General features: G+C 73.9%; 14 protein-coding genes and 1 pseudogene. 10 read left to right on the top strand and 5 right to left on the bottom strand.

Translation table 11 applies throughout. From position 1 onward, the window contains the following. Positions 1–28: 28 nt before the first annotated feature. Positions 29–1,369, top strand: a complete 1,341-nt coding sequence (locus ABD335_RS25730) for an aminotransferase class I/II-fold pyridoxal phosphate-dependent enzyme (protein ID WP_344327797.1) — start codon at positions 29–31, stop codon at positions 1,367–1,369. Between the two features lie 10 nt (positions 1,370–1,379). Here the strand turns inward: ABD335_RS25730 and ABD335_RS25725 are convergent, their stop codons facing one another. Continuing rightward, positions 1,380–2,366 (bottom strand): DMT family transporter, encoded by a 987-nt coding sequence (locus ABD335_RS25725; protein ID WP_344327794.1) that lies wholly within the window; start codon positions 2,364–2,366, stop codon positions 1,380–1,382. A gap of 73 nt (positions 2,367–2,439) precedes the next feature. Here ABD335_RS25725 and ABD335_RS25720 point away from each other — a divergent pair, with 73 nt between their 5' ends. Beyond that, positions 2,440–3,345 carry a LysR family transcriptional regulator gene (locus tag ABD335_RS25720; RefSeq protein ID WP_344327792.1) on the top strand — a complete coding sequence of 302 codons (906 nt, stop codon included), beginning with the start codon at positions 2,440–2,442 and terminating at the stop codon, positions 3,343–3,345. A 95-nt stretch (positions 3,346–3,440) separates the two neighbouring features. On the opposite strand, the gene ABD335_RS25715 is transcribed toward ABD335_RS25720, so the two are convergent. Together ABD335_RS25715 and ABD335_RS25710 are read right to left on the bottom strand one after the other, a co-directional pair. Then, positions 3,441–3,935 (bottom strand): Rieske (2Fe-2S) protein, encoded by a 495-nt coding sequence (locus ABD335_RS25715; RefSeq protein ID WP_344327790.1) that lies wholly within the window; start codon positions 3,933–3,935, stop codon positions 3,441–3,443. A gap of 43 nt (positions 3,936–3,978) precedes the next feature. After that, positions 3,979–6,183 carry a prolyl oligopeptidase family serine peptidase gene (locus ABD335_RS25710; protein ID WP_344327788.1) on the bottom strand — a complete coding sequence of 735 codons (2,205 nt, stop codon included), beginning with the start codon at positions 6,181–6,183 and terminating at the stop codon, positions 3,979–3,981. A 222-nt stretch (positions 6,184–6,405) separates the two neighbouring features. Between ABD335_RS25710 and ABD335_RS25705 the strand changes: the two genes are divergently transcribed. The 6 genes from ABD335_RS25705 to ABD335_RS25680 all read left to right on the top strand — a co-directional run bounded on the left by ABD335_RS25705 (position 6,406) and on the right by ABD335_RS25680 (position 12,063). After that, on the top strand, positions 6,406–7,251 hold the full coding sequence (locus tag ABD335_RS25705; protein WP_344327787.1) for a HipA family kinase: 846 nt from the start codon (positions 6,406–6,408) through the stop codon (positions 7,249–7,251). Beyond that, the gene (locus ABD335_RS25700; protein ID WP_344327785.1) at positions 7,248–7,643 is read left to right on the top strand and encodes a DUF3037 domain-containing protein; all 396 of its coding nucleotides are present in this window, start codon (positions 7,248–7,250) and stop codon (positions 7,641–7,643) included. Before ABD335_RS25705 ends, ABD335_RS25700 begins: the two co-directional genes overlap by 4 nt. Positions 7,644–7,774: 131 nt before the next feature. Then, on the top strand, positions 7,775–8,536 hold the full coding sequence (fabG, locus tag ABD335_RS25695; protein WP_344327783.1) for a 3-oxoacyl-ACP reductase FabG: 762 nt from the start codon (positions 7,775–7,777) through the stop codon (positions 8,534–8,536). 35 nt (positions 8,537–8,571) lie between these two features. Continuing rightward, positions 8,572–9,327 (top strand): SDR family oxidoreductase, encoded by a 756-nt coding sequence (locus tag ABD335_RS25690; protein ID WP_344327782.1) that lies wholly within the window; start codon positions 8,572–8,574, stop codon positions 9,325–9,327. A 396-nt stretch (positions 9,328–9,723) separates the two neighbouring features. Continuing rightward, a complete protein-coding gene (locus ABD335_RS25685; protein WP_344327780.1) occupies positions 9,724–11,304 on the top strand; it encodes an ABC transporter substrate-binding protein in 1,581 nt (526 codons plus the stop codon). Positions 11,305–11,391: 87 nt separating this feature from the next. Beyond that, entirely contained in the window at positions 11,392–12,063 is a 672-nt protein-coding gene (locus ABD335_RS25680; RefSeq protein WP_344327838.1) for a uracil-DNA glycosylase, read from the top strand. Between the two features lie 39 nt (positions 12,064–12,102). Here the strand turns inward: ABD335_RS25680 and ABD335_RS25675 are convergent, their stop codons facing one another. Next, positions 12,103–12,519 (bottom strand): DUF3224 domain-containing protein, encoded by a 417-nt coding sequence (locus ABD335_RS25675; RefSeq protein ID WP_344327778.1) that lies wholly within the window; start codon positions 12,517–12,519, stop codon positions 12,103–12,105. Positions 12,520–12,622: 103 nt separating this feature from the next. Here ABD335_RS25675 and ABD335_RS25670 point away from each other — a divergent pair, with 103 nt between their 5' ends. Both ABD335_RS25670 and ABD335_RS25665 read left to right on the top strand, forming a co-directional pair. Next, the gene (locus ABD335_RS25670; RefSeq protein WP_344327776.1) at positions 12,623–13,690 is read left to right on the top strand and encodes a helix-turn-helix transcriptional regulator; all 1,068 of its coding nucleotides are present in this window, start codon (positions 12,623–12,625) and stop codon (positions 13,688–13,690) included. An 82-nt stretch (positions 13,691–13,772) separates the two neighbouring features. Continuing rightward, on the top strand, positions 13,773–14,306 hold the full coding sequence (locus ABD335_RS25665; protein WP_344327773.1) for a hypothetical protein: 534 nt from the start codon (positions 13,773–13,775) through the stop codon (positions 14,304–14,306). Here ABD335_RS25665 and ABD335_RS25660 read toward each other — a convergent pair. Further along, positions 14,294–14,542 (bottom strand): annotated as a pseudogene (locus ABD335_RS25660) (hypothetical protein); the annotation flags it as partial. The gene ABD335_RS25665 and the pseudogene ABD335_RS25660 overlap by 13 nt on opposite strands.

Raw genomic sequence — 14,542 nt, 5'->3', positions numbered from 1 at the left:
TTGTTTGAACTAGTGCAAAATCACTTTCGTGCTAGGAGAATATAGGATCGAAGGGCGGCGCGCAGCCGATATCGCCGCCAGCGTGGAACGCGGAGTGGGCTCGGGGGAGTTGGAGCCCGGTCGACTCCTGCCGCCGATGCGGGAGTTGGCGGCCCGTCTGGGGGTGAACCCCAACACGGTCGCCGCCGCCTACCGGATGCTGCGCGAACGCGGAGTGGTCGAGACGGCCGGACGGCGCGGCACCCGGGTGCGCCCGCGCCCGGCCAGCACGCCGCGCGAGGCGATCGGGGTCGAGGTCCCCGAGGGGGTGCGCGACATCTCCACGGGCAACCCGGACACCTCGCTGCTGCCGTCGCTGCGCGAGGCCCTCGCCGCCGCCGCGGACCGCCACGAACGGGGTCCGACGCTCTACGGCGCCCCCGCCGTCACCGAGGACCTGGCCCGGCTCGCCCGCGCCGCGTTCGACGCCGACGGCGTGCCGGCCGGTCCCGTCGTCGTCACCTCCGGCTCCCTGGACGCCATCGAGCGGGCGCTGACGGCCCACCTCAAACCGGGGGACGCGGTCGCCGTGGAGGACCCGGGCTGGGGGAGCCTGCTGGACCTGATTCCGGCGCTGGGCCTGAGGGCGCTGCCGGTCGCCCTCGACGACGACGGACCGCTGCCGGACGCGGTGGAGCAGGCGCTGCGGCAGGGCGCGCGGGCCCTGGTCGTCACCGACCGGGCGCAGAACCCCACCGGCGCCGTCGTCTCCGCCGAACGCGCCCGGGAGCTGCGCCGGACGCTGGCCGGACACCCCGACGTCCTGCTGATCGAGGACGACCACGGGCACGGCATCGTCGACCTCCCCCTGCACCCCCTGGCGGGCGCCGCCGGCCCCACGGACCACTGGATGCTGGTGCGCTCCACGGCCAAGGCGTACGGTCCCGACCTGCGGCTGGCCGTGCTGACCGGCGACGCCGTCACCGTCGACCGGGTGGGCGGCCGGCAGCGGCTCGGGCCCGGTTGGGTCAGCCACCTCCTCCAGCACGCCGTCACCGCCCTGTGGGAGAGCCGCGCGGTGGACCCGGTGAGGACGGCCCGCTCCTACGGGCGGCGCCGTGACGCGCTGCTCGACGCGCTCGCCGAGCGCGGGGTGGCGGCGCGCGGGCGCAGCGGGATGAACGTGTGGGTGCCGGTGCCCGACGAGACCGGCGCGGTCGCCCGCCTGCTGCACGCCGGGTGGGCCGTCGCCCCCGGGGCCCGCTTCCGGATCGCCTCGCCGCCCGGCGTCCGGCTGACCGTCTCCGACCTGGCCGCGCACGAGATCGGGCCGGTCGCCGACGCGGTGGCGTCGGCGGTCCGGCCCTCGGGTGCGCGGCGGTACGGCTGAGCGCCGGCCGCTACGGCGTCGTCCGCCGTCGCGGCCCGCTCTGGGTGAGCGCCGCGCCGACGAGCACGATCAGCGCGCCGACGGGGGTGTTCCAGGACGGCCGCTCGCTCAGCAGCAGCACCCCGGCCGCGGTGGAGATCACGGGCAGGAAGTAGGTGACGAGGGTGGCCGTGGTCGGACCCACCTCGGCCACCAGCCCGTACTGCAGGAGGAAGGCCACTCCGGTGCCCAGCGCGCCCAGCGCCGCGACCGCCAGCAGCGGCCCGACGGGGAACGACGTCGGGAAGGAGGTGAACAGCGGCGTGACCACGGCCAGTTGGGCCGTGCCCAGCAGGAGCTGGGAGGTGGACATCGCCAGGTTCGAACCGCCGGAGTTCGACAGCGTGCGCCGGACGTAGGCCCAGCCGACCGCGTAACTCGCCGAGGCCACCAGCGCCATGACCGTGCCCCCGGTGTCCTGGCCGGTGAAGCCCTGCCAGGCGCCGAGCACGACCAGGACCCCGACGAAGCCGATGCCGAGTCCGGCGACGCTGCGCCTCGTCGGCCGGTCGTCGGAGAGGGCCGCCAGGGAGAGCAGCATGCTCCACAGCGGGGTGGTGGCGTTGCAGATGCCCGCCAGCGTGGAGGAGATGGTCAGCTCGGCGTAGGCGAAGAGCGTGAAGGGCAGCGCGTTCAGCAGGAACGCGGCGACCGCCAGGTGCCCCCACGTCCGCGCCCCCCTCGGCAGCCGCTCGCGCCGCAGCAGCAGGACGGCGCCGAGGACGGCCGCGCCGAACGCCACGCGGCCCAGGGTGACCTGGAGCGGTGCGTAGCCCTGGGTGCCGACCTTGATCAGCAGGAAGCTGAAGCCCCAGATCAGGCAGAGGGCGGCGAAGCGGATGCGCCAGTCGACGGCGGGGAGGCGGCGACCGGTCCGTCGGCCGTCCGGGGCGGGACCGGCGGGTCTGCCGGAGGAGCCGGAGGCCGGCGTGTCGCGGAGGGGAGCGGTAGTGGACATGGGTCAACGATCTCGCTCTCAACGATTAAGAACAAGCGAGATTTCGTTGAGTGCATCACGTAGCATCGCTTACATGTTGAATCTGGAGCGGCTGCGCATCCTCCACGCCATCGCCCGCCACGGCTCGGTGAGCGGCGCGGCCGAGGGCCTGCACGTCACCACCTCGGCCGTCTCCCAACAGATGGCGAAACTGGAACGCGAGACCGGCCAGCAGCTCCTGGCCAGGAACGGCCGCGGCATCCGCCTCACGGACGCCGGACGCCTGCTCGCCGAACACGCCCGGCGCATCCTCTCCCAACTCGAACTCGCCGAGGCGGACCTGGAGGCCCACCGCGGCCAGGCCGTCGGCGAACTGCTGCTGGGCGCCTTCCCGACCGCCGCCCGCGGCCTGTTCCCCACCGTCCTGGCGGCCCTGCGCGCCGACCACCCCCAACTGCGCGTCCGACTCCAGGAGATGGAGCCCGACACCGCCGTACCGCGGCTGGTGCGCGGGGACATCGACCTCGCGGTCGTCCTGGACTGGTACAACCGCCCGCTCTCCCTGCCCGGCGGGCTGGCCAAGGTGCCGCTCCTGGACGACCCCGCCGACGTGGCGATGCCCGCCGACCACCCCCGCGCGGGGACCGGGCCGGTGGAGCTGGCGGACTTCGCCGACGACGAGTGGATCTCCTGGCCCGACGGCGAGTTCTGCCACGACTGGCTGCTGTTCACCCTGCGCGGCCAGGGCATCGAGCCCAAGATCCGCCACACGGCCGGGGAGCACCACACCCAACTCGCCCTGGTCGGCGCCGGACTGGGGGTGGCCGTGGCGCCCCGGCTCGGCCGCGGGCCGGTGCCGGACGGGGTCGCCGTCGCCCCCGTGCGGCACACGATGAAGAGGCACGTCTACGCGATCTGGCGCGAGGACGCCGACCGCAGGCCGTCCATCCGGGCGGCGGTGGAGGCGCTGCGCGGGGCCGCGGACGGCGCCCGCGCCTGAACGCGCGTCGGAGGGGACCGCCCCCGGAACCCGTTCCGCCGCCCGCCCGGGTCCGGACGGACGGGCGGCGGAGGGCGGGGACGCGGGCGGACGGATCAGGCGAGCCGTACGGAACCGCCCTCGACGGTGACGTTCGCCGGGGGCAGCGGCTGCGTGGCGGGCCCGCCTCGCACCGAGCCGTCCGCGATGTCGAACATGCTGTTGTGGCAGGCGCAGACGATGGCGCCGTCGGCGACCGAACTCACCACGCACCCCTGGTGCGTGCAGACCGCCGAGAACGCCTTGTACTCCCCCGGACTCGGCTGGGTCACCACCACCTTCCGGTCCTTGAACACCATGCCGCCGCCCTCGGGGATCTCGGACGTCCGGGCCAGCTCCCGGCCGCCGCCGTCACCGCCCCCGGCCTCGGCGGGCGCCGACTGCTCCGGTGCCGACCGATCGGGGGCCTGCTCGCCGGAGCCGGAGTCGCCGCCGTAGGCGGAACCGTCACCGGAGTCCGAGCAGGCGGCCAGGCCGGCGGCGAGCGAGACCGCTCCGGCCGCCGCGAGGACGGAGCGCCGGGAGGTCGGTGGAGTCGGTGCGTCGGTCATGCGGTCACTTCCCCTGCTGTCGTGTGCTGCCGTGCGGACGCTTTCACCGGGGCATACGCAGCCGGACGCCGCGGTGTTCAACAGCGGGCTCGACGCCGCGATGTCCGGCACCGGATCCGACACCGGATTCGGCACCGGGCGATCGGTCTCGGACGGACCGGCCGTCGGCGTCCCCGATCCCCAGCGCGTCGCGCAGGAAACGGAGTTGGAAGTCCAACAGCCGCTCGGCGACCGTCTCGTCGGCGACCAGGTGTCCGGCGCCCGACAGCGGCAGCACCGTGTGCTCGCGTCCGGCGGCCAGCAGCGCCGCCGACAGCCGCAGCACGTGCGCGAAGGCGACGTTGTCGTCGGCGGTGCCGTGGATCAGCAGCAGCGGACGGCGCAGCCGGTGGGCGTCGCCGATCGGCGAGGAGCGCTCGTAGTTCTCCGGCTCCTCGTCCGGCCGGCCCAGATAGCGCTCCTTCCAGTGCGTGTCGTACAGCCGTTGGTCGGTGGCCGCCGCGCCGGCGACGGCGGCGTGGAAGACGTCGGGCCGGCGCAGGACGGCCGCGGCGGCGAGCGTGCCGCCGAAGGACCAGCCGCGGATCGCCACCCGGCCCAGGTCCAGGTACGGGTGGGCCGCCGCCGTGGCGCGCAGCGCGTCGATCTGGTCCTCCAAAACGGGAGTGAGCTGGTCGCCGCGGATCTCCTTCTCCCACGCCGGCCCCCGCCCCGGGGTCCCGCGCCCGTCGGTGACCAGCACGGCGAAGCCCTGCTCGGCGAACCACTGCGACACGCACGCCGGCCACGTCCGGGCCCGCACCACCAGCCGCAGCCCCGGACCGGAGTACGGATCGAGGAGGACGGGCAGCGGGCGGGCGTCCGGCGCGTCGGGGTCGTACCCCGAGGGCAGGAACAGCGCGCTGCGCAACCGCCGTTCGCCCTGGACCAGGAAGACCGGCCGGGGGACGACGGCCGGCTCCTCCGCCAGGGAGGCGATCCGCCCCACCACCCTCCCGCCGCGCCGGACGGTGACGGCGTGCCCGTCCGGGGTGAGGCCGGCGAGCACCACGGTGCCCCCGGAGGCCACCGCGGAGTACACCCCCGGCCCCTCGCTCAGCCGGCGGCAGCCCGCGTCGGGCCCGATGGACCACACGTGCTCCTCGACCGGGTCCTCGCACCCGGTGAACAGCACCTCCTCGCCGTCCGTGCCCAGCACCCCGGTCACCTGCAACCCCGCCGGGGTGAGGGTGTCGCCGACGCGCAGCCGCCGGGTGTCCGCCGACTCCTCCGCCCGCACCAGCAGTCCCGAGGCGGTGCGGCACGGCGCGCCCGGCAGCAGCTCCACCCAGTGCGGGTCGCGCCGCTCGTGCAGGACGCGGCAGGCGCCCGTGGCCGGGTCGACGGCCAGGACGCGCAGCGTGCGCTGGTCGCGGCTCTGCACGGTCACCAGCGGGCCGTGCGCGTCCCAGTCGACCGCCACCAGGTACTCGAAGGAGGCGCGGTCCCAGAGCACCTCGGTGCGGCGGCCGTCGAGGGAGAGCAGGTGGAGGGAGACGTCCGCGTTCGGCGTGCCCGCCTCCGGATACGCGATCTCCCGCGGGCGGCGCTCGGGGTGCGCCGGGTCGGCGATCCACCGGCGCCGCACCGCCGAGGTGTCCACCCGTGCCGCCAGCAGGGCCCGGCCGTCCGGCGCCCACCAGTGGCCGCGCAGCCGTCCCATCGACTCGGCCGACACGTGGTCGGTCAGCCCGTACGTCACCCGCGGCCCCTCCGGGACGGCCAACGGCCGGTCGCCGCGGCCGTCGAAGCCGACCACGCGCAGCTCGCCGGCGGTGACGTACGCGATCAGCTCCCCGTCCGGCGACGGCCGCGGATCGACCACGGGTCCGGCCGCCGACACCGGGAACGGGGCGCCCCCGTCGGTCTCCACGGCCCACAGCGCGCCGCCGAGCGCGTACACCACCCGCCGCAGCTCCCGGTCGGCCGCGTACGCCACCACACCCACCGACTGCTCCCGCGCCCGCTCCCGCCGCGCCAGCTCCTCGGCCGGGACCGGACGCGAGGCGGCACCCGCTCCGTGCGGGGCGGCCAACAGCCGCTCCCGGCCCCCCTCCCACAGCCACAGCCGCCCCACGGGGTCTGCGCCGCCGCCGGTGCGGACGAACAGCACCCGGGACCCGTCGGGCGACACCGAGAAGTTCCGGGGGACACCGAGGGAGAAGCGGCGGGTGCGGGCGAACCGACGGGGGAAGGCGGAGGCGCTCACGGAAACTCCTGTACGACGGTCTGTGACGGCGTGTGACGTTGTGTTACGACGTGTGGCGACATGTGACGGTGTGGGGCGGCGGAGGTCGGCTCCCGGCACCGGCCGGGGACAGAGTCACCCTGACGGGGGAGGGGGCGGGAAGGGAAGACCGGGGCGGAGGGGAGGCGTCCGCCGCCCGCAACCCGTTCGCGGCTCCGGCCGACGGCCGTCTAACCTGGCGGAATGCTCCCCGAAGTCACCGCCACGCGCTATGTGACGCCCCTGCGCGAGGGCGGTTCGCTGCCCGGTCTCGTCGAGGCCGACGACCTGGGCACCTACGTCATGAAGTTCACCGGCGCCGGACAGGGCCGCAAGACCCTGGTCGCCGAGGTGCTGTGCGGACGACTGGCCCAGCGGCTCGGCCTGCGCGTGCCCGACCTGGTGCGGATGCAGCTCGACCCGGTGATCGGCCTGGGCGAGCCCGACCAGGAGGTGCAGGAGCTGCTCAAGGCCAGCGGCGGGCTGAACCTGGGGATGGACTTCCTGCCCGGCTCGATCGGCTTCGACCCGCTCGCCTACCGCGTGGACGCCGCCGAGGCCGGGCGCGTGGTGTGGTTCGACGCGCTGGTGAACAACGTCGACCGCTCCTGGCGCAACCCCAACCTGCTGGTCTGGCACGGCGACCTGTGGCTCATCGACCACGGCGCCACCCTCATCTGGCACCACAACTGGCCCACCGCCGGCAAGGCGGCCGACAAGCCGTACGACGCCTCCGACCACGCCCTCGCGCCCGTCGGCCCCGACATCGCCGCGGCCGCCGCCGAGCTGGCGCCGCGCGTGACGGAGGAGCTGCTGGCCGAGTGCGCGGCCGACGTCCCCGACGAGTGGCTGGACGGCGAGCCCGGCTTCGACACGCCGGACGCGCTGCGCCGCGCCTACGTCGAGGTGCTGGCGGCCCGGGCCGGTACGGTCCACGAGCGGATCACCATCGGCGCCCCGAGCCAGGACGGCCCCTCCAAGGCGCCCGGCTGGCTGAAGGACTGGGCGGACGCCGTGAGCGGGCTGAAGAAGGGCGGGCAGGAGCGGTGAGCGGGCTGACAGGCGGACGCGACGTCTTCGAGTACGCCGTCCTGCGCGTCGTCCCCCGGGTCGAGCGCGGTGAGCTGATCAACGCCGGGATCGTCCTCTACTGCCGCGCCCGGTCCTTCGTCGCGGCCCGGATCCACCTGGACGAGGACCGGCTGCGCGCCCTGGACCCGAACGTCGACGTCGAGGGCGTACGCGCCGCCCTGCACGCGGTGGAGTGCGTGTGCCACGGCGGGGCCGCCGCCGGGCAGGCCGCCGCCGACGACGCCGGGCGGCGCTTCCGCTGGTTGGTGGCGCCCCGTTCCACCGTCGTCCAACCGGGGCCGGTGCACACCGGGTTGACCGCCGATCCCGAGGCCGAGGCCGAACGGCTGCTCCGGGTGCTGGTGCGCTGAACACGGCCCGCACGTGGGCTGGGCCTCACCCGCGCTGTGGGGCGTTGACAGAGCGTGTCGGTGCTTCTAGCGTCACGTCTGCCAGAGGTACTAAGCGGTTGCTCACCCATTCGAGCGCGAGGAGAACCAGCATGTCCACCACCGAGCAGCGTGTCGCGATCGTGACGGGCGGCGCCCGGGGCATCGGCGCGGCCACGGCCGTCCGTCTGGCCGCCGAGGGCCGGGCCGTCGCCGTACTCGACCTGGACGAGGCGGCCTGCAAGGAGACCGTGGAGAAGATCACCGCCGCGGGCGGGAAGGCCCTCGCCGTCGGCTGCGACGTCTCGGTCGCCGAGCAGGTGGAGGCCGCGGTCGCCCGCGTCGCCGACGAGCTGGGCGCGCCGACCATCCTGGTCAACAACGCCGGTGTGCTCCGCGACAACCTGCTGTTCAAGATGAGCGACTCCGACTGGGACACGGTCGTGAACGTGCACCTGCGCGGTGCCTTCCTGATGTCCCGGGCCTGCCAGAAGCACATGGTGGACGCCGGGTTCGGCCGGATCGTCAACCTCTCCTCCAGCTCCGCGCTCGGCAACCGCGGCCAGGCCAACTACTCCGCCGCCAAGGCCGGCCTGCAGGGCTTCACCAAGACCCTCGCCATCGAACTGGGCAAGTTCGGCGTCACCGCCAACGCCGTGGCCCCCGGCTTCATCGCCACCGACATGACCGCCGCCACCGCCGCCCGCGTCGGCATGGGCTTCGAGGACTTCCAGAAGGCCGCCGCCTCGCAGATCCCCGTCCAGCGCGTCGGCAGGCCCGAGGACGTCGCGAACGCCATCGCCTTCTTCACCGGCGAGGAGGCCGGCTTCGTCTCGGGCCAGGTGCTGTACGTGGCCGGCGGGCCGCTCGACTGACGCCCGAACCACCCCACCAGGAAACGGAAACGGTTATGGCAGTGCAGGACAGCGGCAAGGTCGCCATCGTCACCGGGGCGAGCCGCGGCATCGGCTACGGCATCGCCGAGGCGCTCGTCGCCCGCGGCGACCGGGTGTGCATCACCGGCCGCAACGAGGACGCGCTCAAGGAGGCCGTCGACCGGCTCGGCGCGGACCGGGCCATCGGCGTCGCCGGCAAGGCGCACGACGAGGCTCACCAGGCGGAGGCGGTCGAGCGCACCATGGAGGCGTTCGGCCGGGTCGACCACCTGGTCAACAACGCGGGCACCAACCCGGTCTTCGGGCCCATCGCCGAACTGGACCTGAACGTCGCCCGCAAGGTCTTCGAGACCAACGTGATCTCGGCGCTCGGCTTCGCCCAGCGCACCTGGGCGGCCTGGCAGAAGGAGAACGGCGGCACCATCGTCAACATCGCCTCCCTCGCCGGGATCGGAGCCTCCCCCTTCATCGGCGCCTACGGCATGAGCAAGGCCGCGATGGTCAACCTCACCCTCCAGCTCGCGCACGAGATGGCGCCGAAGGTGCGGGTCAACGCCATCGCCCCGGCCGTGGTGAAGACCAGGTTCGCCGCCGCCCTCTACGAGGGACGCGAGGAGGAGGTCGTCGCCCACTACCCGCTGGGCCGGCTGGGCACGCCCGAGGACATCGGGGGCGCCGCGGAGTTCCTCACCTCCGACGCCTCCGGCTGGATCACCGGCCAGACCCTCGTGGTCGACGGCGGCATCCTCCTCAACGCCGGGGTGGGCTGACCGCACGGGCCCGGCCGCGCCGCCGCACGGCGTCCCCGGGGACGTTCGAACGCCGCCTCCGGTGCCGTACCGCCCGCACGGCCGGTACGGCACCGGAGGCGTTCGTCTTTCCCGTGCCCTTCCCGGCTCCCCGGGCCGTTCCCGCGTTCGCCCGGGCCGTCCGGCGGGCGCGTCCGGCGTGTTCGAAGACCCCCTGATCCACCCGGCCCGGAAGCCTGTCAGCTCCGTCATATGCTGCGGTAAGGTCTGCCACGTCGTCGGCACGACAGGCCATTCGAAGCCCTGCCGTGCGTGCGGTGGTACGCGCACCGCGGCCCATGCTCCATCCCGTCGGCCGATGGAACCCCCCTCAGCACACCCAGGCAGTAGTGGCATCGCCGACCGAGGAGCGTACAAGTGTTCAGCCAGGACAAGCCTCTCAAGGGCGCAGCCGTGGTGGTGGCGGCGAGCCTGCTCACCGGATGCGGCTCGCTGGTCGGGGAGGGCGAGAGCGACGAGGCGATCGTCATCGGCACCACGAGCACGCCCAGCGTCCTGGACCCGGCCGGCGCCTGGGACGGTTCCTGGGAGCTGTTCCGGAACATCTACCAGACGTTGACGCACTTCCCGAGCTCCAGCGGAACCCCCGAACCCGACGCCGCCCAGCGGTGCGGCTTCACCGACACCGTCAGCAGCGTCTACCGCTGCGTGCTGAAGAAGGGCCTGACGTTCTCCAACGGCAACCCGCTGGACGCCGAGGCGGTGAAGTACTCCTTCGAGCGCACCCTCGCCATCAAGGCGGACACCGGGCCGGCCCAACTGCTGCAGAGCATCGACCGAATAGAGACCTCGGGCGAGCGGACGATCATATTCCACCTCAAGCGGCCGGACGCGACCTTCCCCCTGGTGCTCGCCACTCCCGCCGCCTCCCTGGTCGACCCCGCCGTCTATCCGGCCGACCGGCTGCTGGAGTCGGACAAGATCAGCGGTTCCGGGCCGTACCGCATCGAGGAGTACAAGGACGGCGAGTGGGTCGAGCTGGCCAGGAACGAGAAGTACAACGGCGCGGCGGAGATCAAGAACGACGCCGTCACCGTCCGGTACTTCAAGAACTCGGAGAAGATGGCCGACGAGCTCAAGAAGGGCTCCGTCGACCTGACCTACCGCGGCCTGACGCCCGAACAGGTCACCGATTTCGACAAGAACCGCACCGACTACCCGGACATCAAGCTCAACGAGGTCTACGGCACCGAGATCCGCTACCTGGTGTTCAACCCGGAGCACGAGGAGGCCGCCAACCCGGCCGTCCGCCGGGCCGTGGCCCAGGTCGTCGACCGCAAGGCCCTGGTCCGCAACGTCTACCAGCGCACCGCCGCTCCGCTGTACTCCATGGTCCCCGGCGGGATCACCGGCCACGTCAGCGCCTTCTACGAGGAGTACGGCGAGCCCGACGTGAAGAAGGCCAGGGCCACGCTCGCCGAGGCCGGGATCACCGGGAAGGTCCGGCTGACCCTCTGGTACACCACGGACCGCTACGGGGCCACCACCGCCGAGGAGTTCGCCGAGCTCAAGCGGCAGCTCGAGGCGTCGGGACTGTTCGAGGTGACCCTGGAGGGCCGCGAGTGGCGCGAGTTCCAGAAGGGCGTCACGGAGGGCGACTACCCGGTCTTCGGCCGCGGCTGGTTCCCGGACTTCCCGGACGCGGACAACTACATCTCGCCGTTCGTCGGCAAGGAGAACGCCCTCGGCACGCCGTACGAGGACCGCGTCCTGACCGGCACGCTGCTGCCCCAGTCCCGCAAGGAGAGCGACCGCGGCGCGGCCGGCACCGCCTTCGCCAAGGCCCAGGAGATCCTGGCCGAGGACGCCCGGCTGCTGCCCCTGTGGCAGGGCAAGCTCTACATCGCCGCGCGCGACGACATCGCCGGTGTGGAGTGGTGCATCGACTCCTCGACGATCATGCGGCTGTGGGAGCTTTCCCGCAAGGAGAGCTGGTGACCGCCCGGCCCGCCGCTGTCGGTGGTCACCGGTAGGTTCTGAGGCGCACAGCGGAACCACCACCGGAGGTTGTCTCACGTGAACGGCATGCTGCCCGAGTCCTGGCAGGGCGTCCTCGGCGACGAGCTGAAGAAGCCGTACTTCAAGGAGCTCGTCGAGTTCGTCGAGGCGGAACGGGCGCGCGGGCCGGTCTATCCGCCCCGGGAGGAGGTCTTCGCGGCGCTGGACGCCACCCCCTACGAGCAGGTCAAGGTGGTGATCATCGGTCAGGACCCGTACCACGGCGAGGGGCAGGGCCACGGGCTGGCGTTCTCGGTGCGCCCGGGGGTGAGGATTCCGCCGTCCCTGCGGAACATCTACAAGGAGCTGAACGCGGAGCTGGGCTGTCCCGTCCCCGACAACGGCTACCTGATGCCGTGGGCGAAGCAGGGCGTGCTGCTGCTCAACGTGGTCCTGACGGTCCGGGCCGGGGAGGCCAACTCCCACAAGGGCAAGGGATGGGAGAAGTTCACGGACGCGGTGATCCGCGCCGTCGACGCCCGGCCCGACCCGGCCGTCTTCGTGCTGTGGGGCGCCCACGCGAGGAAGAAGCTGTCGCTGATCGACACCGAGCGGCACGCGGTGGTGCAGGGAGCCCATCCCTCGCCGCTGTCCGCGAAGAAGTTCTTCGGCTCCCGCCCCTTCACCCAGATCAACGAGGCGATCGCGGCACAGGGGCACACCCCGATCGACTGGTGCATCCCCGACCTGGGGAAGTGACCGTCCGGCCCCGTGCGGCGCGCACGGGGCCGGCCCGCGTCAGTCCAGGTCGTAGTCGAAGGTGTACGCGACGGACGGCTCGCCGTGCACCGCGGTGAAGCCCCCCGTCCCCCTCAGCCCGGCCAGCTCCCCGGTGCCGGAGCCGGGCACCACCTCGAAGACGCAGCGCGTGGTCCACTCCTCGTCGAAGGTGCCGCGCTCGGCGAGGACGAAGCTGCCCTTGCGGCCGTCGACGGTGCCGGTGACCAGCTCGTGACCGGTGAAGCTCCCGGTCGACCGCGGGTCGCCGGTGGTGTAGGCGATGGTGTACGCGCACGACGTCCTCTCGGCCTCGACGCCGCCCGTGAAGCGGTTGACGACGGTGGCACTGGCCAGCTTCGGGCCGCCCTCGGTCTCGGCGAGGACGGTCTCCCGCCAGTCGGCGAAGGTGAAGCTGCCGGTGGTGTGCGTGCTCATGGGACCCTCTCGGCCGGGGCGCGGGCCTCTCCCGCGCCGGACGCCACCACTGTCGCGGCCGTACTTGACATCTTCTGTCAGGTACGGCGGGCAGACTGGCGCCATGCGCGCCGACCGTCTTCTGCGGATGCTGCTCCTGCTCCAGAACCGGGGCCGGATGACCGCGTCCGAACTCGCCGCCGAGCTGGAGGTCTCGGTCCGCACCGTCTACCGCGACGCCGAGGCGCTCGCCTCCGCCGGCGTGCCCGTCTACGCCGACCGGGGGCCGGACGGCGGCTACCGCCTCCTGGAGGGCTACCGCACCCGTCTGACCGGGCTCACCGGGGAGGAGGCCGACTCCCTCTGGCTCGCCGGCATACCCGCCGCGGCGGCCGAGCTGGGCCTGGGCGCCGAACTGGCCACCGCCCGGCTCAAGGTGAGCGCCGCGCTCCCCGCGCGACTGGCCGAGCGCACCCGCCGCGTCCAGGAGCGCTTCCACCTCGACGCTCCCGCGTGGTTCCGGGACACCGATCCCGTGCCGCACCTGGCCCGCGTCGCCGAGGCCGTCTGGGAGCAGTGGACGCTGCGCGTCCGCTACCGCCGTTGGCGCGGCGAGGTGCGCCGCGAGCTGCACCCGCTCGGTCTCGTCCTCAAGGGCGGCATCTGGTACCTGGTCGCGCGCTCCGGGGAGAGTTCCGGGGAGGACGCCGAGGACGGCCCCGAGCGCGCCCCCGAGCACGGTTCCGCGGGGTCCGGCGGGGGTGCCGGCGAGAGGAGCGTGCGCACCTACCGGGTCTCGCGCATCCTCGACCTCGACGTCACCGGGGAACGCTTCGAGCGGCCCGCGGACTTCGACCTCGCCGCCCACTGGGCCGAGGTCTCCCGCCGGCTGGAGGCCGCCCGTTGGCGCGGCGAGGCGCGCCTGCGCGTCTCGCCGCGCGCCCTGCGGTTGCTGCCCATGCAGTTCGGCGCGGTGGGCGCACGGGCGGTGCGGGAGGCGGGCGAGCCGGACGAGGAGGGGTGGGTGCGGGTGGTCCTCCCGGTGGAGAGCACCTCCGTGGCGGTGGGCGACCTGCTCCGGCTCGGCGCGGAGGCCGAGGTGCTCGGCCCCGCCGAGCTGCGCGCGGCGGTGGCGGAGACGGTGGGGACACTGGCACGGCGGTACGGGCGGGACGCCACCGCCGGAGCCTGACCTCCTCGGCCGCCCGCGGCGATTAGCGTCGGGAACAGCGTCGGAAGCGGCACCGGCGGCACCCCACACACAGGAGAGACCCGTGACGGACCAGTGGCAGGAGACGGAGGAGGCGGGGGACGCTCCGGAGGACCCGGTGACGGTCAGGATCGGCCAGGCGGTGATGCTCCACCGGGGCGGGGACCGGGAGGAGGCGCGCAACCGGCTGGCCCGGCTGTGGGAGGAGACCCGCGCGGACGGCGACCTCTTCCACCGCTGCGCCATCGCCCACTACCTCGCCGCCGCCCAGGACGATCCCGCCGTCGCCCTGGAGTGGGACCTGCGGGCGCTGGCCGTCGCCGAGACGCTCACCGACCGGGCGGCGGGGGAGGGACGCCGGCCGGCCGTGCGCTCCCTGTACCCCTCGCTGTACCTGCGGCTGGCGACCGACCACGCCCGGCTGGGGGACCCCGGTGCCGCCCGGCGCGAACTGGCCCGCGCCAGAAGGGCGGTGGGAGAGCTGCCGGACGACGCGTACGGCGCGGACGTCCGGGCCGCCATCGACAGGACGGAGTCGCGGCTGGCGGCCCCCGGCGGCTTCGGGGGCCTCGAGGGTTCCGGCGGTCAGTCGCCGTAGACCTCCCGGCAGGTTCGCGCCTGCGCGCTGCGCGGGTCCCAGCCGCCGTACGCCTCGCCGAGCCCGCACACGTCGGTGCCGGGCCACGCGGGCACGCCTCCGGGGGTGCGGTCGGGCCGGTCGGCGGCCGAGGGGGCGCGCTCGCGCGGCGGGCGTCGCGGCCGGTCCGGGGTCGGACGAGGAGCGGGCGGGGCGCTCGGGGCGCCGTCGAAACCGGTGGGACCGGAGGAGCCGGG

This window comes from Streptomyces macrosporus, assembly GCF_039533145.1.
Lineage (GTDB): Bacteria > Actinomycetota > Actinomycetes > Streptomycetales > Streptomycetaceae > Streptomyces > Streptomyces macrosporus.
This window is presented reverse-complemented; position numbering and strand designations above follow the sequence as displayed.